This window comes from Streptomyces sp. NPDC055955, assembly GCF_042270245.1.
Lineage (GTDB): Bacteria > Actinomycetota > Actinomycetes > Streptomycetales > Streptomycetaceae > Streptomyces.
This window is the reverse complement of the sequence record NZ_JBHJYS010000015.1, coordinates 193,361-213,899: the sequence shown is the minus strand read 5'-3', so window position 1 is coordinate 213,899 and position 20,539 is coordinate 193,361. Positions and strand designations below refer to the sequence as shown.

Genomic DNA, 20,539 nt, shown 5'->3' with positions numbered 1-20,539 from the left:
GTCACTCCCCCGGCCCGGCGGGGCCATCGGCGAATCGTTCGTCCAGCGCCTGGAACACGGCGCGACGGATGTTGCGGTAACCCGTGCAGCGGCACAGGTGTCCGCTGAGGGCGTCGGCGACTTCGGCCGCGTCGGGCCGCTCGGGCCGTTCGGTCAGCGCGGTCGCGGTCATCACGAATCCGGGGGTGCAGAAGCCGCACTGCATCCCGTGGCACTCGTGGAACGCCCGCTGCACGGGGGTGAGCGGGGCGTCACCGGGGGCGAGGCCCTCGACCGTGCGCAGCTCGGCTCCGGCGCACTGCACGGCCAGGGTCAGGCAGGAGCGGGCCGGCTCGCCGTCGACGAGGACGGTGCAGGCGCCGCAGACGCCGTGCTCGCAGCCGACGTGGGTGCCGGTCAGGCGCAGCCGGTCCCGCAGGAAGTCGCTGAGCAGCAGCCGGGACTCCACCTGGGCGGTCACGGGCGCGCCGTTGACGGTCAGGCGGATCTCGTGCCAGCCGGAGGGTTCGGCGAGCGGCGGCGGGGCGGCGCGGGTGGCCGTCGCCGGGTCGGAGGTGACGAGGTCTGTGGTCATGAGCAGCGCTCCCAGGCGAGGGTGCAGGCACGGACGAGGAGGTGGGCGGCGGCCTCGCGGCGGTAGGTGGCCGTGGCGTGGACGTCGTCGGCGGGGGTGAGTCCGGCGAGCGCGGCGGACGCGGCCGCGTCGAGGGCCGCCGCTCCCGCGTCGGTCCCGGTCAGCGCCTCCTCGACGGCGGGCAGGCGCACGGGGACGGGGCCCGCGCCGCAGAAGACCGCGCGGGCGGCGGCGACCGTGCGCCGGTCCGGCGCGCGGCGCAGGGTGACCGCGACGCCGACGGTGGCGAAGTCGCCATGTCTGCGGGCGAGTTCCTCGAAGGCCCAGCCGTCACCGGACCGCGGTGGCAGGACGACCTCGGTGAGGAGCTCGTCCGGTGCCACGGCGGTCTGGAAGGTGGCCACGAAGAAGTCGGCGGCGCCGACGGTACGGCTGCCGCCGGGTCCGGCGATCACGAAGCGGGCGTCGAGGGCGAGCGCGGCGGTCGGCAGTTCGGCCGCGGGGTCGTGGTGCGCGAGGCTGCCGCAGACCGTGCCGCGGTGGCGGATCTGCGGGTGCCCGATGCGCCCGATCGCCGCCGCGAGCAGGGGCCACCCGGCGCGCACCACCGGGTCGTCCGCGGCCCGGGACTGGCGGACGGCGGCGCCGATGTGCAGGGCTCCCGAGGCGTCGGCGTACAGGCGGTCGAGGCCGGGGACCCGGGTGATGTCGACGAGCAGCCCCGGGCGGGCGAGGCGCATGCTGAGCATGGGGATCAGGGACTGGCCGCCGGCCAGGACCTTGGCCTCCCGCTCCTCGTCGGCGAGGAGGGCCAGCACCTCGCCGACGCTGCCTGGAGCGCTGTAGTCAAAGGGTGTCGGTTTCAACCGGCTTCCACCAGGCCTCTCGGGTCGACGCATCTATCTAATGCCTAAAATGATTTACACTAAAGTTTCTTCTTGGCAAGAGGGTGCAGCCGATTCGATGTGCTCGAGGTGAGCGACATGCGACACGTGATCGACCAGGCAGCCGCGTGGCAGGCCTCCACGACCCGCTTCGCGATGGCGACGGTCGTCCGCACCTGGGGCTCCGCCCCGCACGCCGCGGGCACGTCGATGCTGGTCGCCGAGGACGGCCGCGTCGTCGGCAGCGTCTCCGGCGGCTGCGTGGAGGCCGCGGTGTGCGCGGTCGCGGAGGACGTCCTCGCCGGTGCGGGGCCCGCCCGCGAGACGTACGGGGTCAGCGACGACGACGCCTTCTCGGTGGGCCTGACCTGCGGCGGAACCATAGAGGTGCTGATCCGCGAGGTCACCGCCGACGCGCCGCTCGCCCGGGTGGCCGCCGACCTCGCGGCCCAGGTCCCGGTGGCACTGGTGACGCCGGTCGAGGGCGGGCCGGGAAGCCTCGCCACGGGCGCCCGCGGGGTGAGCGGCACACTCGGCGACGCACGGCTCGACCGGGCCGCGGCTCAGGCCGCCGAAGCGCTGCTCACCCGCGGCGCGAGCGGCCTCGTGCGCGTCGGCGAGCCGGGCCCGGCCCCGTCGTGCACCCCCGAGCGGGAACTGTTCGTGCAGGCCTTCGGGATGCCGCCGCACCTCCTGGTGTGCGGCGCGGTCGAGTTCGCGCGCCCCCTCGTACGGATCGGAGCGCTGCTCGGACACCGGGTGACCGTGTGCGACGCCCGCCCGGCCTTCGCGACGGCCGCCCGTTTCCCGGACGCGCACGAGGTCGTCGTGGACTGGCCGCACCGCTGGTTCGCGGCCCACGAGGACCAGGTGGACGCGGCCACCGCCGTGTGCGTGCTGACCCATGACGCCCGCTTCGACGTGCCCGTCCTCGAACTGGCGCTGCGCAGCAGGGCCGGTTACGTGGGCGCCATGGGCAGCCGGCGCACCCACGAGGACCGGCTGGCACGGCTGCGGGCCGCCGGGCTCGGCGAGAGCGAACTGGCGCGGCTGCGCTCGCCGATCGGCCTCGATCTCGGCGGGCGCGGACCGGAGGAGACGGCCGTGTCCATCGCTGCGGAGCTCATCGCGGTGCGGCGGGGCGGCAGCGGGCGGGCACTGAGCGGCCTCACGGGGCCGGTGCACGCGTCGTGAGCTCCTTTTGAACGGGCGTTTTTGAACGGCTGTTTCGGACCCGTCCCGCGAGGGCGCCCCGGGCAGGCCGGCCGATGACGGCGCCCCGGGCGCGTGTCGGCGACGACGGCCAGGGGCGGCCCGACCCCCGTGGCCGACCCGAACACCCCCTTCTGAACGCTCGTTTAATCTGAGGCACGTGGACGCAGAGCACAGCACCCCGGACCGGACCGCCCCCGAGCCCCGTCGCGGCCGCTCCCACGACCCCGAGGGGCGGCGCAGCGCCGTGCTGGAGGCGGCCCGTCGGCTGTTCGCGGCCCAGGGCTACAAGGGCGTCGGCATCCGGGCCATCGCCGCCGAGGCGGGCGTCACCCCCGGCCTGGTCATGGCGTACTTCGGCTCGAAGGACGGACTGTTCCGCGAGGTCGTCGGCGGCGGGACCGGAGTCACCGAGGGCGTGCTCGACGACCCCTCGGTCGGCCGGGAGCAGCTGCCGCACGCGCTCGCCCACGACTACCTCGACCGCTGGGACCGGCTGCCCGCGCACGACCCCTGGCCCGCGCTGATCCGCTCGGGGCTCAGCCATCCCCCCAGCGCGGAGCTGCTGTCCACGATCCTCGACCGGCAGGTGAGCGAGCCCCTGCGCCGGCTGCTCGGCGACAGCGACGCGGCGGACGCGCGCATCGCCGTGATCCGCAGCATCCTCTTCGGCGTGATCATGGAGCGCTACCTCTTCGCTCACGAACCGGCCGCGTCGGTGCCGACGGACACCCTGGAGCCCGTCCTCACGGACGTCCTGACGGCGGCGCTGACCGGACGGATCCCGGAGGGGCCGGTCCCGGAGCGGCACGTCGCCGAGTGGCCGGCCCCGGGGCCGGCCGCCGGCCCTCCCGCGCGCGAGGCCCCCGGCGCGTCCGGCCCCGCCGTGTTCGCCGCGCTCAACGCCTGCACCGCGCGCTACCGGACCCTGATCGGCCGCGTCGTGAAGCGGCACGGCATCAGCCTGGCCGCCTTCGAGGTGCTGTCCGCGCTGCACGCGACCGGCGCCCCCTACCGGCGCACGATGGGCGAGATCGCCGCGGCCGGCGCGGTCAGCGCGGGCGGTGTCACCCAGCACGCCGACCGCCTGGTGGAGGCGGGCCTCATCGAACGCGAACGTGACGGCCAGGACCGCCGCGTCGTCCGCCTCCGCCTCACCCCGGCCGGGGCCGACCTGGTCGGCCGGGTGGCCGAGGAGCGCCGTTCACACGAACGGCAACTGCTCGCTGGGCTCGTACCGGGCGAGCAGCGGCAACTCGCGGCGCTGCTGAGCGGTTTGGGACGGTCGATGACAGAGGGACAGGGCTGAGCCCACGCGGAGGGACGGAGCTCTCAGCCCTCACCGACGGACACAGCTGGGCCCGCACCGACGGACAGAGCTGAGCCCGCACCACGGACACGCGAAGGCGCCGGCCCCTCGCACCCCCCGCGCGAGAGACCGGCGCCGAACACCCGGACCGCCGTCAGGAGTTGAGCTCCTCCAGCGTCTTGCCCTTCGTCTCCACCGCGAACAGCGCGATCACCGCACCCACCGCGGCGACCCCGGCGAGCTGGGCGAAGACGAGCGTGAGGCTGCCGCCCCCGCCGATGATCGCGCCGACCGTGACGGGGCCCAGAATGACGCCGAGGCGGTTCCACAGGCCGCCGAACGCGGCACCCTTGGCGCGGTTGCGGGTCGGGTACAGCTCGGGCGAGTAGAGATAGAGGCCCGCGTTGATGGCGTACACGAAGAACGTCGTGCAGGAGGCGAAGATCGCTACCTGGCTGCCCGACGTCACGCCGACCAGAGCGAGTGTCGCGAGGGTGAACGTGGTGCCGCCGAGCGCGGCCACGAGGGCGGGACGCCGGCCCACGCGGTCGATGACAAGGGCGACGGCGAGGGTGCCGAGGAGTCCCGTCACGTTGCTGAGCAGGGTGTAGACGAGCGCGGTGGTCAGGTCGAGCCCGAAGTTCTTGGTGTAGAGCGACGGCAGCCAGGTCGAGATGCCGTGGTTGACGTAGTACGCGACGAACCAGAGCCCGGAGACGACAGTCGTGCGGCGCAGGTAGCGGCCGGTGAACAGTTCGCGCAGGCGCCCCCGGGAGGTCTCCTCCACCCGGTCCGCGGCCGGTTGCGGCAGAGGTTCTCCGGTGGCGGCGGCGACCTCCGCCTCGATCTGCGCGATGGCCCGCTCGGCCTCCTCGGCACGGCCCTGGGAGAGCAGCCACCGGGGCGACTCGGTGACGTGCTTGGGCAGGGCGGCGGCGAGCAGGACGGGCAGTGCGCCGATCACGAACATCGCGCGCCAGCCGAGGTTCGGCACCACCCATACGGCGACGAGGGTGGCCGCGGCCAGACCGGCCGGGAAGATCATCTCGTAGATCAGGACGAAGCGTCCGCGTTTGTCGGAGCGGGCGATCTCGTTGATGTACGTGGCCGCCACGGGGACGACCCCGCCGATACCGAGGCCCTGGACGAAGCGGAAGAGCGAGAAGAGCTCGATGCCGTTCGAGAAGGCCACGGCGAGGCTCCCGAGCGCGGTGACGGCGACACCGAGGGCCACGGTCCGCACCCGGCCGATCCGGTCGCCCAGCCATCCGGCGACCAGGGCGCCCAGGAGCATGCCCACGGAGCCGGTGGTGACCGCGAAGGTGGCCTGGCCCGTGGTCAGGTGCCAGTCCTTGATCAGGACGGGCAGCGCGGACGCGGCAAGGAGCTGGTCGAACGCCTCGAAGAACGTGACGGCGCCGATCAGGAACCGGACCTTCACGTGCCAGCGGGATTGCGGGAGTCGTTCGAGCCGGGCTGCTATCGAGCCGAGGCCTGGCTTGCCGGCCACAGTCGTCATGAGGGGGTCCTTCCGCGACAACGCGAACAGAGGAGTTGCGCAGACACTAAGAGGACTTATCTAAGCGGTCAATGATTAATGACTTAGATACATCGGAAGAGACCTCACCGTCACCCGCACGTGACCCACCTCGGACACCGTCGCGCGACGACTTCGCCGCAGGGTCTTGCGGGAAAATATTTAAGCGCTTAGATTTCTAGCACTGAGCAAGCCGAGAGGCGCAGCCAACGTGAGCGAGCGCCCCGGTGAGCCCAACTCCCCCGCACCCGTTGGCCGTAGACCGCCTGGAGGTCCCGCCCGTGCCTCACCACCCCACCGACATCCTGATCGCGGGCCAGTGGCGACGCGGCGCGGGCGAACCGGTCGAGACCGTCGACCCGGCGACCGGAGAGGTGCTCGCCACCGTCCACAGCGCCTCCGCGGACGAGGTCGACGAAGCCGCCCGGGCCGCCGCGCTCGCCGTGGCCGACCCGGCCTGGCGCGACCTCCTCCCCCACCAGCGGGCCCGGCTTCTCCACCGCATCGCCGAGTTGACCGAACAGGCCGCCGGTGAGCTCGCGGCCCTCCAGACCGCCGACACCGGCAAGACCCTCACCGAGACGAAGGCCCTCGCGCTCAGCGCGGCCGGCACCTTCCGGTACATGGCGGCGGCCCTGGAGACGGCCGAGGAGACCCTCACCCCGTCCCGCGGCCCGTACGTGACGATGAGCGTGTACGAGCCGATCGGTGTCGTCGGCGCGATCAACCCCTGGAACTCGCCGGTCGCCAGCGACGCGCAGAAGATCGCGCCCGCCCTCGCCGGCGGCAACGCCGTCCTGCTGAAGCCCGCCGCCTGGACCCCGCTGGTCTCGCTCGCGCTCGGGCGCCTCATCCACCAGGCGCTCACCGAGTTCGGCCTGCCCACCGCCCTGCTGTCGGTCCTGCCCGGCAGCGGCCGGATCGTCGGGGACGCGATCGTGCACCACCCCCTGGTGACCCGGATCGGCTTCACCGGCGGCACGGAGACCGGGCGGTCCATCGCGGCGGTGGCGGCCTCGAAGCTGATCCCCGCCTCCCTCGAACTCGGCGGCAAGTCGCCGACGATCGTGCGCGCGGACGCGGACGTCGAGCAGGCCCTGGCGGGCGTGATGTTCGGGATCTTCTCGTCCAGCGGCCAGTCGTGCATCGCCGGTTCGCGGCTCTTCGTCGCACGCGAGATCTACGACGGCTTCGTCGGCGAACTCGTCGAACGGGTGCGCAAGTTGCGCGTCGGTCCCGGCACGGACCCCGGTACCCAGGTCGGACCGCTGGTCCACCACCGGCACCGGGACTCCGTCGCCGCCTATGTCGATCTGGCCCGCTCCGAGGGCGCCCGGGTGTTGTGCGGCGGCCGGGCGCCCGAGGGCGACACCTTCCGGGACGGCGCGTACTACCTGCCCACCGTGCTCGACGGGCTCCCCAACACCTCACGGACCTGCCAGGAGGAGATCTTCGGGCCCGTCCTGGTCGCCCTGCCCTACGACGACGAGGACGACCTGGTCCGCCAGGCCAACGACTCCGTCTACGGGCTCGCCTGCGGGATCTGGACCCGCGACCACCGGGCGGCGTGGCGCCTGGCCCGCCGGATCGAGGCGGGGACGGTCTGGATCAACACGTACAAGCAGTTCAGCGCCTCCACCCCGTTCAGCGGGATGAAGGACAGCGGTCTCGGCACGGAGAAGGGCCGCGACGCCATCCGCGCCTACCAGCGCCAGAAGTCCCTGTACTGGGGCACTTCGGACGCGCCCCTGCCCTGGGCCAACTGACCGCGCCCCGTCGTCTGGAGACACTCATGCCCCACCCATCGCCCGGACCCGTCGCCCGCCTGCGCTCCCTGCGCTACGTCGAGCTGCTCACCCCCGCCTTCACCGAGGCCGCCGACTTCTACGAGGAGGTCTGGGGCCTGCGGACCGTCGAGGCGGAGCGCGGCGCGGCGGCCTGGCTGCGCGGCACCGGCGAGGAACACCACGTCCTGCACCTCACCCGCGCGGACCGCACGGGACTCGGCCGGCTCGCGTTCGCCGTAGCCACGCCCGCCGAGGTCGACGAGGCGGCCCGGCGCCTGGAGGCCCGCGGGATCACCCCGGTCTTCGGTCCCGGACCGCTCGACCAGGTGGGCGGCGGCTACGGCCTGCGCTTCACCGACCCCGAGCGGCGGCTCGTGGAGATCAGCGCGCAGGTCGAGGCGGTCGCGCCGCGCGGCAGGGACGCCGCCGTCCCCGTCGGCGTCACGCACGCAGTCCTGAACACCGCCGACATCGACGCCTCCGTCGCGTTCTACTGCGACGTCCTCGGCCTGCGCGTCTCCGACTGGTCCGAGCACCAGATGGCGTTCCTGCGCTGCAACGCCGACCACCACTGCATCGCGTTCAACCAGGCCGAGTGGGCTTCCCTCAACCACGTGGCGTACGAGATGAGTTCGGTCGACCACTTCATGCGGGGCCTCGGCCGGCTCAAGCACCACGGCATCGACCCGCAGTGGGGGCCGGGCCGCCACGGCCCCGGCAACAACACCTTCTCCTACTTCACCGACCCGTCCGGGCTCGTGTGCGAGTACACGTCCGAGGTCGCGCAGATCGTCGAGGACGCGTGGATCGCGCGGGTGTGGCGGCGCGTGCCCGAGCTGTCCGACCTGTGGGGCACGGCGGGCCCGCCGTCGAAGGAGATCCGCTGTCACATGGCCGGTTCCCCGGACCCCGGCCCGCACACATCCGTCTCCCAGGAGGTCCCCGCATGAGCACGGTACGCAAGGTAGGCCTCGTCGGCTGGGGCGCGATCGGCCGCGTCGTCGGCACCGCACTCGCCGAACAGCAGGTCCCCGGGGCCGAGTTGACGTGCATCATCGACAACCGCCCCCTCGGCGACACGGCGCCCGCACCCCAGCGGACCTTCGACGAGGCCCTGGAGTGCTGCGACCTGATCGTCGAGGCGGCCGGGCAGGGTGTCGTACGGGAGTGGGGTGAGCGGGTCCTCGCCTCCGGCACGGATCTGCTCGTCGCGTCGACCGGGGCGCTGACCGACGACGAGCTGTCCAAGCGGCTGCTCGCGGCGGGCCCCGGCCGGGTGTACTTCACCGGCGGCGCGGTCGGCGGCCTCGACCTCCTCCAGGCGGTGCGCTCCCTCGGCCCCCTCGACGAGGTACGGCTCACCACCACCAAGCTGCCGTCCACCCTCGAACAGCCCTGGATGGACGAGGAGTTGCTGTCCAGGCTGCGGACGGCGACCGGGCCCGTCGAGGTCATGTCCGGCACGGCGCGCGACATCCCCGTGAAGTTCCCCAAGTCGACGAACGTGGCCGCCTCGGTCGCCCTCGCCGTCGGTGACCTGGACGCTGTGCGGGTCCGGGTCGTCGCCGACCCCGGCGCCCGCCACACGCGGCACGTCGTCGAGGCGTCCGGCGCGCACGGCGCGTACCGCTTCGACGTCGCGCACCTGCCGGATCCGGGCAACCCCGCGACCAGCCAGGTCGTGCCGTACGCGGTGCTGCGCAGCCTGGCGGCGCTGGCCGGTCGGACGGGCCAGATCCTGTGAGCGCCGTCCATGTCGAGGAGGCGGGCGACCACGGCCCCCTGCTGCTGTGCCTGCACGGCATCGGCTCCTCGTCGGCGGCGTTCGCCCCGCAGCTCGCCGAGCTGTCCGCGTACGCGCGGGTCGTGGCCTGGGACGCGCCCGGCTACGCCAAGTCGCCCGACCCGGAGGGGCCGTTGGACCTGGACGGGTTCGCGGACGCGGCAGCCGAGGTCATCCGGGAGCGCGGCGGACGCGCGCACGTCCTCGGTGTCTCCTGGGGCGGGGTGATCGCGCTGCGGCTCGCGGCCCGCCACCCGGACCTGGTCGAGTCCCTCGTCGTCGCCGACTCCAGCGCGGGCTCCGGCACCGACCCCGCCAAGGCCGAGGGCATGCGGGCGCGGGCAGCCGAGCTGGCCGAGCTCGGACCGCGCGCCTTCGCCGAGAAGCGCGGACCGCGGCTCGTGTCCGGCGAGGCGCCCGAGGCACTCGTACAGCGCGTCGTCGACACCATGGCCGCCTCCGTGCGGCTGCCCGGCTACGCCTACGCCGCCGAGTCCATGGCCTGCGCCGACCTGCGGGCCGAGCTGCCCGGGATCACCGCGCCCACGCTCGTCCTGTGCGGCGACCAGGACCAGGTCACCGGCGTCGAGGCCTCGCAGGTCCTCGCCGGCGCCCTCCACAAGACCGCCTACGTGATCGTCAAGGACGCCGGTCACCTGGCCAACCAGGAACAGCCCGCGCGCTTCGACGCGTGGGTCCTGTCCCACCTCCGCATCACCGCCCGCATCCCCGAGTAGGAGTCCCGCCATGCCTCTGACCACCACCGACTACGACAACGGCAGCGACCTCGGCAAGTACACCGACTCGCTCATCGCCACCAAGGAGTCCCGTGTCGCGGACTTCAACACGCTCTCCTTCCAGGAGAAGGCGGGCCCGCAGTACCGCCGCGGCCAGATCCGCTACGTCGGCTCCGGCGCCACCGGCAACCACGAGAACGACTCGCGGATCCTCCCGTCCGGCGGCTTCACCTTCTCCAACATGCTGCTGCCGCCCGGCGCCGAGGGCCCCGAGCACACCCACCACGACGTCGAGGAGGCCTTCTTCGTCCTGGAGGGCCAGGTCCGCGTCGGCATCCACCGCGGCGCCGACGAGGTCGAGTACCGCACCCTCGGCTACCGCGACATGATCGTCGTCCCGGCGGGCGTGGCCCGGTCCCTGAAGAACGAGGGCGACACCGACGCCCTGTTCTGCGTCGTCATCGGCACGCAGAAGCCGCAGGTCCCGACGTACCCGGAGCACTCGCCGATGCACGGTGTCACCCGTGACTGACCCCTCGGGGGGCGCCGGCACCGTCGTCGTCACCGGGGCGGGCCGTGGCCTGGGACTGGCCATGGCCCGCCGGGCCGCCGAGGACGGCTTCCGCGTCGTCGTCGCCGAGCTCGACACCGAGCGCGGGACCCACGCGGTCGAGGGCCTGCGCGGTGACGGGCTCGACGCCCACTTCGTGCGCTGCGACGTGGCCGACCCCGAGTCGGTCGACGAACTCGCCGCTCGCGTACGGGAACTGGGTCCGCTGTACGGCCTGATCAACAACGCGGCACTCGCCAACGGCGTCGGCGGCAAGGAGTTCCAGGACATCGACGTCGAGGTGTGGGACCGCCTGATGACGGTCAACGCCCGCAGCCCCTGGCTGGTGTCGAAGGCCCTGTACCCGCTCTTCGGCTCGCCGGGCCGGATCGTGAACGTCGCCTCGGACGCCGCGCTCTACGGCTCGCCCCGCCTCGCCCACTACATCGCCTCGAAGGGCGCGGTCATCGCGCTGACCCGGGCGATGGCCAGGGAGCTCGGCGACAGGGGCATCACCGTCAACGCGGTCGCGCCCGGCCTCACCGAGTGCGAGGCCACCGAGACCGTCCCCGAGGAACGGCACGAGCTGTACCGCTCGGGCCGGGCCATCTCGCGGCCGCAGGAGCCCGGCGACCTCATCGGTCTCGTCGCCTTCCTGCTCGGCGAGGAGTCCCGCTATCTCACCGGACAAGTGATCGCCGTCAACGGCGGCTTCACGATGAACTGACCCACAGGAGTGCACCATCATGGATCTGGGCCTCGCCGACCGGACCGTCCTGGTCACCGGCGGCAGCTCGGGCGTCGGCCTGGCCACGGTCCGCGCCCTTCTGGACGAGGGCGCGCGCGTCGCGACCTGCGGCCGTGACGCCGTCCGTCTCGCGAAGGCGGCGGCGCGCCTCGGCAGCGACCGCCTCCTGACCGGCGTCTGCGACGTGCGCGACGCGACGGCCGTGCGGGACTTCGTCCGGCATGCCGTCGACACCTTCGGGGGCCTCGACGGGCTCGTCAACAACGCGGGCCAGTCCCGTATGAAGAGTCTCGACGAGTCGACCGCCGAGGACTGGCGCGACGAGCTGGAGCTCAAGTTCTCCGGCGTCCTCAACCCGCTGCACGCCGCCCGCGCGCATCTCACCGCGTCCGACGCCGCGTCCGTCGTGAACGTCAACGCGGTCCTCGCCAAGCAGCCGGAGACCCGGCTGATCACGACGAGCGCCGCCCGCGCCGGCATCCTCAACCTCTCCAAGTCCCTCGCCACCGAGCTCGCCCCCGAGGGGATCCGCGTCAACTCGGTCTGCCTCGGCCTCGTCGACACCGGCCAGTGGACCCGCCGGCACGCCGCCGCCGAGTCCGGGCTCTCCTACGAGGACTGGCAGGCGGAGCTCGCCGCCGACCGCGGGATCGCGCTCGGGCGGCTCGGCCGGGCCGAGGAGGTCGCGTACGCGATCGTCGCGCTGCTCTCGCCGCGTGCCTCGTACATCACCGGAACCAGCATCGACGTCTGCGGCGGAGTCGGCCGCTCCATCCTCTGAGGAGATCACCATGCGTTACGACACCGGAGGCGATCTCCTCGTCGCCGTCCTGCGGGAACTGGGCATCGACACGGTCTTCGGGATCGTCAGCGTGCACAACCTGCCGCTCGTCGAGGCCGTCGACCGCGAGCTGCGGTTCGTGCCCGTGCGTCACGAGGCGTCCGCCGTCAACGCGGCCGACGCCTACGGCAGGGCCCGCGGCACGCTCGGCTGCGCCCTCACCTCGACCGGCACGGGCGCGGGCAACGCGGCCGGCTCCCTGATCGAGGCCCTGGCCTCCGGCACCTCCGTCCTGCACATCACCGGGCAGGTCGAGTCGGAGTTCCTGGGCAGCGGCCGCGGTTTCATCCACGAGACAAAGGACCAGCTGGGCATGCTGACGGCGGTCTCCAAGCACGCCGCGACCGTGCCGTCCACCGACGCGGCGGGCCGCGTCCTGCGCGAGGCCGCCCGTGCCGCGCTCACCGCCCCGGGTGGCCCCGCGAGCGTGGAATGGCCGGTCGACCTCCAGTACGCGGCGCAGACGGACGCCGCCGAGGAGTTCACGGAGGCCGCCGTGCCCGTGCCCGGTGACGACGAACTCGCCGCCGCGGGCGCCCTGCTGGCCTCGGCCGAACGTCCGGTGATCTGGGCCGGTGGCGGCGCGACCCGCGCCCGTACCCAGCTCGCGGACCTGCTCGCCGCGACCGGGGCCGCTCTCCTGACGTCCAACTCCGGGCGCGGCGCCGTCCCCGAGGACCACCCGCAGGTCGTCGGCAACTTCGCGACGACGCCCGCCGGGCGGGCCCTGCTCGCCGACGCCGACGTCCTGCTCACGATCGGCACCCACTTCCGGTCCAACGAGACCGCCGACTACGGCCTCGAACTCCCGGCCGCCCACATCCAGATCGACCTGGACGCGGACGCGCTCGGCCGTGTGTACGCGGCCCCGCACGCGCTGCACGGCGACGCCGCCGGTGTGCTGGAGCGGCTGCTCCCGTACGCGCAGCCCGCCGGGCCGGGCTGGAGCGCCCGGGTCGCCGCGGTCCGCGACGAGGTGCGCGCCACCCTGCACGACAACATCGGTCCGCAGGCCGCCATCTGCGACGCGATCCGGGCCGCGCTCCCCCGCGAGGCCGTCGTCGCCCGCGACGTCACCATCCCGTCGAGCAGCTGGGGCAACCGCCTTCTCGACATGTACGACCCGCGCGACAACGTCTTCCCGCGCGGCGGCGGCATCGGGCAGGGCCTCGGCATGGGCATCGGGGCCGCGCTCGCCAGGCCCGACGCGCCGACGGTCGTCATCGCCGGTGACGGCGGGCTGGCCGTGCACCTCGGCGAGCTGCTCACCCTCGCCCAGGAGCGCCCCCGCCTGACCCTCCTCGTGTTCAACGACGGCGGCTACGGCGTCCTGCGCAACATGCAGGACCGGCACAGCGACCGGCGCTCGGGCGTCGACCTCGCCACGCCCGACTTCGAGCTCCTCGCCCGGGCCTGCGGCCTGCCGTATCTGCGGATCGCCGCCGTCGAGCACGCGGAGCCCGTCATCGGCGAGGCCGTCGCCTCCGACGGGCCGACGCTCGTCGAGGTCGACCTCGCCGCGCTCGGCCCGATGAAGAACCCGTTCACCCCGCCCGTGAAGATCCCCACCGCGTAGGGAGGCCCCGCAGCCATGACCGCAACCGACGAGACCCTCCTGGACCTCCTCGTACACCGCATGACCTGGGAGGCCGACGGCGTCCTCTCCGTCGAACTGACCCACCCGGACGGCAAGCCCCTGCCCGCCTGGGAGCCCGGTGCGCACCTCGACGTCCACGTGGGCGGGCAGATCCGCCAGTACAGCCTGTGCTCGGACCCGCGCACCCCGCAGTCGTACCGCATCGGCGTCCTCAACGAGCCGTCGTCACGCGGGGGTTCGCGCCATGTGCACACGAAGCTGCGCCCCGGCGGGCGGGTCACCGTGTCGGCGCCGCGCAACCACTTCGCGCTTCAGGACGCGCCGGGCTACGTCTTCGTCGCGGGCGGCATCGGTGTGACGCCGATCCTCGCGATGGCCCGCGAGGCCGCGCGCCGGGACGTCGCGTGGCGCATGGTGTACGGCGGTCGCAGCCGTGCGTCGATGGCCTTCGTCGACGAACTCGCCGCGCTGGGCGGCGACCTGACGGTGGTGCCGCAGGACGAGCAGGGTCATATCGACCTCGCGTCCACGCTCGCCGGGCTGCCGGACGGGACGCTCGTCTACTGCTGCGGTCCCGAGCCGCTGCTCGCCGCCGTCGAGGCCCTGTGCCCGGCGGACCGGCTGCGCGTCGAGCGGTTCGCGGCCCCGGTCGTCGAGCGGTCCGCGGACGACGAGGGCTTCGAGGTCGAGTGCCGCGCCTCCGGGCTCACGCTGACCGTCGGCGCCGACACGTCGATCCTGGAGGCGGCGGAGGCGGCCGGCCTGGACGTGGCCAGTTCCTGCCGCGACGGGATCTGCGGGTCCTGCGAGACCCGGGTGCTCGACGGCACACCCGACCACCGCGACTTCCTGCTCTCCGACGCCGAACGGGCCGCGGGCGCCTCGATGATGATCTGCGTCTCGCGCTGCGCCTCCGGCCGTCTGGCCCTCGACCTGTAACCCCTTCCCTGGAGGCACGTGTGACCACCACCTGGCCGTACCTGGACGTCCACCAGTCCCGTACGCACGAACCCACCCCCTACGAGTACAAGCTGGCCGCCACCCTCGAAGAGGTCTTCACCAAGGAGGGCCACGAACTCGCCGACGTCATCCGTGGGCTGAACGCCCGCCAGGTCCACGCCCCCGACGGCGCCCCGTGGACCGAGGACTCGTTCCGCGCCGAGATGCACCGACTGGGAGCGTGACCCCGATGACCGCCGACCACATCTACGCGACGGGCCTGCGCAACCAGTGGCACCCCGTCGTCCCGTCCTCCTTCGTCGCGCCCGGCGCCATGCGCAAGGTGACCGCCCTCGGCGAACAGTGGCTCCTGTTCCGCCGCTCCGACGGCACGCTGTCCATGCTCGCGGACCGCTGCCCGCACCGTGGCGCTCCGCTGTCGCTCGGTAAACACCTGGGCGACCGGGTGGCGTGCTGGTACCACGGCGTCGAGGTCGAGGGCGACGGCACCGTCTCCTCGGTGCCCGGCCTGCCCGGCTGCAACCTGGAGGGCAAGAAGCTCGTCAGGTCGCTGCCCGTGCGCGAGGCCGGCGGCGCGATCCTCGCGTACTTCGGCGACGAACAGCACCCGGAGCCGGCCGAGTTGACGATCCCCGAGCCGCTCACCGACCCCGGCACGGACGCGATCCTGTGCTACGCGGAGTGGGAGGTTCCGTGGCGCTACGCCGTCGAGAACCTCCTCGACCCGATGCACGGCGCCTTCCTGCACCACGACTCGCACACCATGTTCGACGGTGACACGACGGCCAAGTTCCGCATCCGTGAGACGGACCGGGGCTACTTCTTCGAGAAGACCGACCAGCGGGGCGTCAACTTCGACTGGGTCGAGCTGTGTCACACCGGCGTCGACTGGGTCGACCTGTCGATCCCGTACCCTCCGTCGGCCGGTCCCGGCGGCCCGTTCGGGATCGTCGGCATGGTCTGCCCGGTCGACGAGCAGCGCTGCGGTGTCTTCTTCTGGCGCTACCGCCGGGTCGAGGGCTGGCAGCGCGACACCTGGCGCTTCCTCTACAAGACCCTCATCGAGAAGCGCCACTGGGAGGTGCTCGAACAGGACCGCGTGATGCTGGAGGCCATGCCGGCGGACGCCGATCAGCGCGAGAACCTCTACCAGCACGACCTGGGCGTGGTGCGCCTGCGCCGCATGTACCGGGCGGCCGCCGCGGAGCAGTCGTCCGTATGAGATCGAGAGCCCGCTGGGCCGGCGTCCTGAGCCTCCTGGTCATCGTCCTGATCAGCTACGTGGACCGGGTGAACGTCTCCGTCCTCATCACCGACGAGGCGTTCACCGACCACTTCGGCATCACCGGTGACCGGGTGGCTCAGGGCGCCCTGTCGACCGTCTTCCTCGTGGGGTACGGCATCGCGGCCTTCTTCCTCACCCCGTTCTACGAGACGACGCTCGGGGTGCGGCGCGGCCTGTTCGTGAGCGTGGCCCTGTGGTCGGTGATGACGCTGCTGTCGCCGTACGCCCTGGGCGCGCTCACGCTCACCGTCCTGCGTGCCCTGCTGGGCGCGGCGGAGGGGCCGCTGTTCTCACTCAAGACGATGTACGTGCGCGAGCACTTCCCGCCGCACGAGGCGGGACGGCCGAACGCGGTCAGCTCGATGGGGGTGTCCCTGGGCACGGCCGCGGGTCTCCCCCTGATCACGTATCTCGTCTACCACTTCGACTGGCATACGTCGTTCCTCGCCCTTGCCGCGCTCAACGCGGTGATCGGCCTGCCGCTGACGGCCCTGTTCGTCCGTGGCCGGGGTGTGGCGCAGGCCCGCCGGTCCGGGTTCGGTGCCACCCTCAAGGGCGCCCTGAGCATGCCGCGCCTGACGCCGATCCTGCTCATCGAGATCGCCACGCTCGCGTATCTGTGGGGTTCGAGCGCCTGGCTGCCGTCGTATCTGATCCAGGAGCGGCACTTCTCCCTGGCCGCCATGGGCGCCGTGTCGTCGCTGCCGTTCCTGATGTCGCTGGCGTCCGGGTTCCTCGGCGGGCTGCTGCTCGACCGGCTGCCGCGGCGGCTGCTCGCGCTGCCGTTCGTCGTCGGCTCGGCCGGCACGGCGGTCTGTGTCCTCCTCGTCGCCGGGGCGGACAGCGACGGGGCGGTGGCGACGGGCCTGATCCTCGCGGGCGCCTTCTGGGGCCTGCAGGGTCCGGCGATCCCCACGCTGGTCCAGCACTGCGCGCCGGCCCGTTTCGTGGGCAGCGCGTACGGGGTGGTCAACGGGGTCGGCAACCTGGTCTCGGCGTTCATGCCGATGCTGATGGGCGTGGCCATCGCGGCGAGCGGCGGGCACGGCTTCGGCGCCGGCTTCACGCTGCTGGCCGGGGCGCAGTTGATCACACTGGCGTGCGGGGCCTGGCTGCTCGCGCGGCCGGTTCGGGGTCCGTCGGGCGCGGGTGCGACGTCCTCGGCGGAGTGCTCCGACCTGGAGCACAGCCGGGCGAGTTGAGACCGCCCGGCCGGGGAGATCCCGGCCGGGCCTGCGCCGTTCGGCGTCCGGGTGTTCCGTTCCCGCACCCGCACCCGCACGATCAGGTCGTCTGTTGCGGGACTCCGCCCCGCCCACCGCATCCCTGCACACATAATGGGCCGATACATCGGAGGTATTGGCGCTCCAGACAGTGGCGCTCCAACCGAGGACAGGGAGGCCGCCATGGCTGTCACCGACGAGGCCATCGAGAAGATCAAGGGCATGATCGTCTCCGGCGCCCTGCGCCCGGGCGACCGGCTCCCCAAGGAGAGCGAACTCGCCGCCGACCTCGGCCTGTCCCGCAACTCCCTGCGCGAGGCCGTCCGCGCCCTGTCCCTCATCCGCATCCTCGACGTGCGGCAGGGCGACGGGACGTACGTCACCAGCCTCGACCCCCAACTCCTGCTCGAAGCCCTGAGTTTCGTCGTCGACTTCCACCGCGACGACACCGTCCTCGAATTCCTCGCGGTGCGTCGCATCCTGGAGCCGGCCGCGACCGCGATGGCCGCCACCCGGATCGACGAGGCGCGGCTCGACGCGCTCGCGGCCCAGCTGGACGCGCTCGGCGCCGCGCCCTCGGTGGAGGAACTCGTCGCCTCCGACCTCGAGTTCCACCGCGGCATCGTGCAGAGCTCGGGCAACTCGGTCCTGTGCTCGCTCCTCGACGGGCTGTCCGGACCGACGACCCGGGCCCGGGTCTGGCGCGGTCTGACCCAGGAGGACGCGGTCAGCCGGACCCTGCACGAACACCGGGCGATCCTGGCGGCGCTGCGCGACGGTGACGCGGAGGCGGCGCGGTCCTGGGCGACCGTGCACATCGCGAGCGTGGAGCAGTGGCTGCGCTCCACGCTCTGAGGCGGGTTCCGCTACGGGCGTGAAGGGGGAGTGCGAGGGCGGATCGCGGGGCAGTGATCCGGTCACTCCGCCGTACAAAGGGGGCTGCGGATGGCTCTCGCGGACGCCGTAAGGTGGGCAGGTACGCGATGGGGGTCCCTCCCAGGCCATGAGGGCACTGGGGGAACGTCGGAAGGAGGCGCTGGGTGATCGAGCTCGAGGGGGTTCCCGAGCTGGTCGACCCGGTCATGGTGGCCGCGTTCGAGGGCTGGAACGATGCCGGTGACGCCGCCTCCGCCGCGGTCGCGCATCTCGACAAGGAGTGGAAGGGCGAGGTGTTCGCGGCGCTCGACGCCGAGGACTACTACGACTTCCAGGTCAACCGGCCGACGGTGTGGCTCGACGGCGGCGTGCGCAAGATCACCTGGCCGACGACCCGGCTCTCCGTGGTCAGAGTCGGCGGCGACAAGCCGCGCGACCTGGTCCTGGTCCGGGGCATCGAACCGTCGATGCGGTGGCGTTCGTTCTGCAACGAGCTGCTCGGCTTCGCGCACGAGCTGGGCGTCGAGCTCGTCGTCATCCTGGGCGCGCTGCTCGGCGACACCCCGCACACGCGGCCCGTGCCGGTCAGCGGCGTCACGTCCGACGCCGACCTGGCGCGCACCATGGACCTGGAAGAGACCAAGTACGAGGGTCCGACGGGCATCGTCGGCATCCTCCAGGAGGCCTGCACGCACGCGGGCGTCCCCGCGGTCTCCCTGTGGGCGGCGGTGCCGCACTACGTGTCGCAGCCGCCGAACCCGAAGGCGACGCTGGCGCTGCTCAACCGGCTGGAGGACCTGATCGACCTGCGCATCCCGCTGGGCGAGCTGGCCGAGGACTCCCGGGCGTGGCAGCTGGGCGTGGACCAGCTCGCGGCGGAGGACAGCGAGGTCGCCGAGTACGTGCAGTCGCTGGAGGAGGCCCGGGACACCGCGGAGCTTCCCGAGGCGTCCGGCGAGGCGATCGCCCGCGAGTTCGAGCGCTATCTGCGGCGCAGGGACGGCGGCGGCCCCGGGGGCGGTCCGGCCGGCCACGCGACGGACGCCGGCGACACGGCGTCGTACCTGCGGGACACCCCGAGCGAGCGCACCCGGCCGCCGCGGCCCCAGCGCCCCGATCCGGGCACGGAGACCCCCGGCGGGACGGGTGACACGGGCACGTCCGCGGACTCCGGGGACGATTCCTCCGAGGACTCTCCGGAGTAGGGCGAAGGACGACTCAAAAGGGGCGGTGCGCACCGGGTGCGCACCGCCCCTTCGCCGTGCGCCCGCCGTCACACGGGCACGCGTGACCGCCCCCGAACTCCGTCGAGTTCGGGGGCGGTTGAGGGATGTGTGCCCCGGGACCGGGCCCGGGGCCGAGATTGCGCTAGAGCGCGACTCCGAGCAGCGCGTCGACCGCGCGGGACACCACGCCGGGCGCCCCCTCGTCCGTACCGCCCTGTTCCGCCTGGAGGGCGGCCCAGCGGTCCACCGCGACGAGCGCGGACGGTGCGTCGAGGTCGTTCGACAGCGCCTCGCGGATCTCCTCGACGAGTGCCGCGGCGGACGGACCGTCGGGGCGGGACACGGCGGCACGCCAGCGGCCCAGCCGCTCGACGGCGTCGCTCAGGACCTGGTCGGTCCACTCCCAGTCGGCCCGGTAGTGGTGCGCGAGGAGCGCGAGACGGATCGCGGCCGGGTCGACCCCGTCGCGCCGCAGCTTCGAGACGAAGACGAGGTTGCCCCTGGACTTGGACATCTTCTCGCCGTCGAGCGCGACCATGCCGGCGTGGACGTACGCCTTGGCCATCGGGAACTCGCCGGTGAGGACCTGCGCGTGCGAGGCGCCCATCTCGTGGTGCGGGAAGGCCAGGTCGGCCCCCCCGCCCTGCACGTCGAAGCCCATGCCCAGGTGGTCGAGGGCGATGGCGACGCACTCGATGTGCCAGCCGGGCCGGCCGCGGCCCAGCGAGCCGCCGTCCCAGCTCGGCTCGCCCTCGCGGGCGGCCATCCACAGCATCGGGTCGAGCGGGTTCTTCTTGCCCGGGCGGTCCGGGTCACCGCCCCGCTCGGCGGACAGCAGCCGCATCGCCGCGGCGTCCAGGCGGGAGACCTGGCCGAAGTGGGGGTCGGACTCGACGGAGAAGTAGACGTCGCCCTCGAGCTCGTAGGCGGCGCCCATGTCCCGGAGCCGTTCGACGAGCGGCACGATGCCGGGTATCGCCTCGACGGCTCCGATGTAGTGCTGCGGCGGCAGCATCCGCAGGGCGGTCATGTCCTCGCGGAAGAGGGCGGTCTCGCGCTCCGCGAGTCCGGTCCAGTCGACGCCGTCACGGATCGCGCGCTCGAGCAGCGGATCGTCGACGTCCGTCACGTTCTGGACGTAGTGAACCTGCCGCTTGGTGTCGAGCCACACGCGCTGAACGAGGTCGAACGCGTTGTAGGTCGCCGCGTGACCCATATGGGTCGCGTCGTACGGGGTGATCCCGCAGACGTAGATACGGGCGACGGGACCGGGCTCGAGGGTGACGAGGCCATCGGTCGCGGTGTCGTGGATCCTCAGGTCGCGGCCCTTGCCAGGCAGGGCGGGGACCTCAGAAGCGGGCCAGGCATGCATGCCATGAGCCTAACCGGACGGAGCTTCCGCATACGAAC

Annotated in this window: 20 protein-coding genes; 16 read left to right on the top strand and 4 right to left on the bottom strand. The window is 72.9% G+C overall.

The genetic code is table 11. The features are described 5' to 3' along the window. Nucleotide 1: 1 nt before the first annotated feature. Complete coding sequence (locus tag ACFC96_RS28495) at nt 2-574, bottom strand: (2Fe-2S)-binding protein (RefSeq protein WP_376614803.1); 573 nt, start codon at nt 572-574, stop codon at nt 2-4. Continuing rightward, nucleotides 571-1,440: an FAD binding domain-containing protein gene (locus ACFC96_RS28490; protein WP_376614801.1), complete on the bottom strand. Its 870-nt coding sequence runs from the start codon at nt 1,438-1,440 to the stop codon at nt 571-573. Before ACFC96_RS28490 ends, ACFC96_RS28495 begins: the two co-directional genes overlap by 4 nt. 117 nt (nt 1,441-1,557) lie before the next feature. Here ACFC96_RS28490 and ACFC96_RS28485 point away from each other — a divergent pair, with 117 nt between their 5' ends. Next, the gene (locus tag ACFC96_RS28485; RefSeq protein WP_376614799.1) at nt 1,558-2,652 is read left to right on the top strand and encodes an XdhC family protein; all 1,095 of its coding nucleotides are present in this window, start codon (nt 1,558-1,560) and stop codon (nt 2,650-2,652) included. 178 nt (nt 2,653-2,830) lie between these two features. Further along, nucleotides 2,831-3,979, top strand: coding sequence for a TetR family transcriptional regulator (locus tag ACFC96_RS28480; RefSeq protein ID WP_376614797.1), 1,149 nt, complete (start codon nt 2,831-2,833; stop codon nt 3,977-3,979). Between the two features lie 154 nt (nt 3,980-4,133). Here ACFC96_RS28480 and ACFC96_RS28475 read toward each other — a convergent pair whose 3' ends face one another. Continuing rightward, nucleotides 4,134-5,498: an MFS transporter gene (locus tag ACFC96_RS28475; protein ID WP_340460994.1), complete on the bottom strand. Its 1,365-nt coding sequence runs from the start codon at nt 5,496-5,498 to the stop codon at nt 4,134-4,136. A 299-nt stretch (nt 5,499-5,797) separates the two neighbouring features. On the opposite strand from ACFC96_RS28475, the gene ACFC96_RS28470 reads away from it, so the two are divergent. The 14 genes from ACFC96_RS28470 to ACFC96_RS28405 all read left to right on the top strand — a co-directional run bounded on the left by ACFC96_RS28470 (nt 5,798) and on the right by ACFC96_RS28405 (nt 19,108). Beyond that, a complete protein-coding gene (locus ACFC96_RS28470; RefSeq protein ID WP_376614795.1) occupies nt 5,798-7,282 on the top strand; it encodes an aldehyde dehydrogenase in 1,485 nt (494 codons plus the stop codon). 26 nt (nt 7,283-7,308) lie between these two features. After that, nucleotides 7,309-8,253 (top strand): VOC family protein, encoded by a 945-nt coding sequence (locus ACFC96_RS28465; RefSeq protein ID WP_376257158.1) that lies wholly within the window; start codon nt 7,309-7,311, stop codon nt 8,251-8,253. Then, nucleotides 8,250-9,047, top strand: a complete 798-nt coding sequence (locus ACFC96_RS28460) for an aspartate dehydrogenase domain-containing protein (protein WP_266739654.1) — start codon at nt 8,250-8,252, stop codon at nt 9,045-9,047. The genes ACFC96_RS28465 and ACFC96_RS28460 overlap by 4 nt, the downstream gene beginning before the upstream one ends. Next, entirely contained in the window at nt 9,044-9,823 is a 780-nt protein-coding gene (locus ACFC96_RS28455; RefSeq protein ID WP_376257156.1) for an alpha/beta fold hydrolase, read from the top strand. The genes ACFC96_RS28460 and ACFC96_RS28455 overlap by 4 nt, the downstream gene beginning before the upstream one ends. A 10-nt stretch (nt 9,824-9,833) precedes the next feature. Next, nucleotides 9,834-10,355 (top strand): cupin domain-containing protein, encoded by a 522-nt coding sequence (locus ACFC96_RS28450; RefSeq protein WP_100599053.1) that lies wholly within the window; start codon nt 9,834-9,836, stop codon nt 10,353-10,355. Continuing rightward, on the top strand, nt 10,348-11,100 hold the full coding sequence (locus ACFC96_RS28445; RefSeq protein WP_376614793.1) for an SDR family oxidoreductase: 753 nt from the start codon (nt 10,348-10,350) through the stop codon (nt 11,098-11,100). Before ACFC96_RS28450 ends, ACFC96_RS28445 begins: the two co-directional genes overlap by 8 nt. A 19-nt stretch (nt 11,101-11,119) precedes the next feature. After that, the gene (locus ACFC96_RS28440; protein ID WP_376614792.1) at nt 11,120-11,902 is read left to right on the top strand and encodes an SDR family oxidoreductase; all 783 of its coding nucleotides are present in this window, start codon (nt 11,120-11,122) and stop codon (nt 11,900-11,902) included. Nucleotides 11,903-11,912: 10 nt separating this feature from the next. Then, nucleotides 11,913-13,538, top strand: coding sequence for a thiamine pyrophosphate-binding protein (locus ACFC96_RS28435; protein WP_376614790.1), 1,626 nt, complete (start codon nt 11,913-11,915; stop codon nt 13,536-13,538). A 15-nt stretch (nt 13,539-13,553) separates the two neighbouring features. After that, nucleotides 13,554-14,498 carry a PDR/VanB family oxidoreductase gene (locus tag ACFC96_RS28430; RefSeq protein ID WP_376614788.1) on the top strand — a complete coding sequence of 315 codons (945 nt, stop codon included), beginning with the start codon at nt 13,554-13,556 and terminating at the stop codon, nt 14,496-14,498. Between the two features lie 20 nt (nt 14,499-14,518). Beyond that, a complete protein-coding gene (locus ACFC96_RS28425) occupies nt 14,519-14,743 on the top strand; it encodes a recombinase-like helix-turn-helix domain-containing protein (protein ID WP_376257147.1) in 225 nt (74 codons plus the stop codon). Nucleotides 14,744-14,748: 5 nt separating this feature from the next. Beyond that, entirely contained in the window at nt 14,749-15,741 is a 993-nt protein-coding gene (locus tag ACFC96_RS28420; protein WP_376257145.1) for a Rieske 2Fe-2S domain-containing protein, read from the top strand. Further along, nucleotides 15,738-17,006 carry an MFS transporter gene (locus ACFC96_RS28415; protein ID WP_376614786.1) on the top strand — a complete coding sequence of 423 codons (1,269 nt, stop codon included), beginning with the start codon at nt 15,738-15,740 and terminating at the stop codon, nt 17,004-17,006. Before ACFC96_RS28420 ends, ACFC96_RS28415 begins: the two co-directional genes overlap by 4 nt. A gap of 204 nt (nt 17,007-17,210) precedes the next feature. Next, on the top strand, nt 17,211-17,882 hold the full coding sequence (locus ACFC96_RS28410) for a FadR/GntR family transcriptional regulator (RefSeq protein WP_116503058.1): 672 nt from the start codon (nt 17,211-17,213) through the stop codon (nt 17,880-17,882). 185 nt (nt 17,883-18,067) lie between these two features. Then, complete coding sequence (locus ACFC96_RS28405) at nt 18,068-19,108, top strand: PAC2 family protein (protein ID WP_376257141.1); 1,041 nt, start codon at nt 18,068-18,070, stop codon at nt 19,106-19,108. A 163-nt stretch (nt 19,109-19,271) separates the two neighbouring features. Here ACFC96_RS28405 and mshC read toward each other — a convergent pair whose 3' ends face one another. Continuing rightward, entirely contained in the window at nt 19,272-20,501 is a 1,230-nt protein-coding gene (gene mshC, locus ACFC96_RS28400; RefSeq protein WP_376614784.1) for a cysteine--1-D-myo-inosityl 2-amino-2-deoxy-alpha-D-glucopyranoside ligase, read from the bottom strand. Between the last annotated feature and the right edge of the window lie 38 nt (nt 20,502-20,539).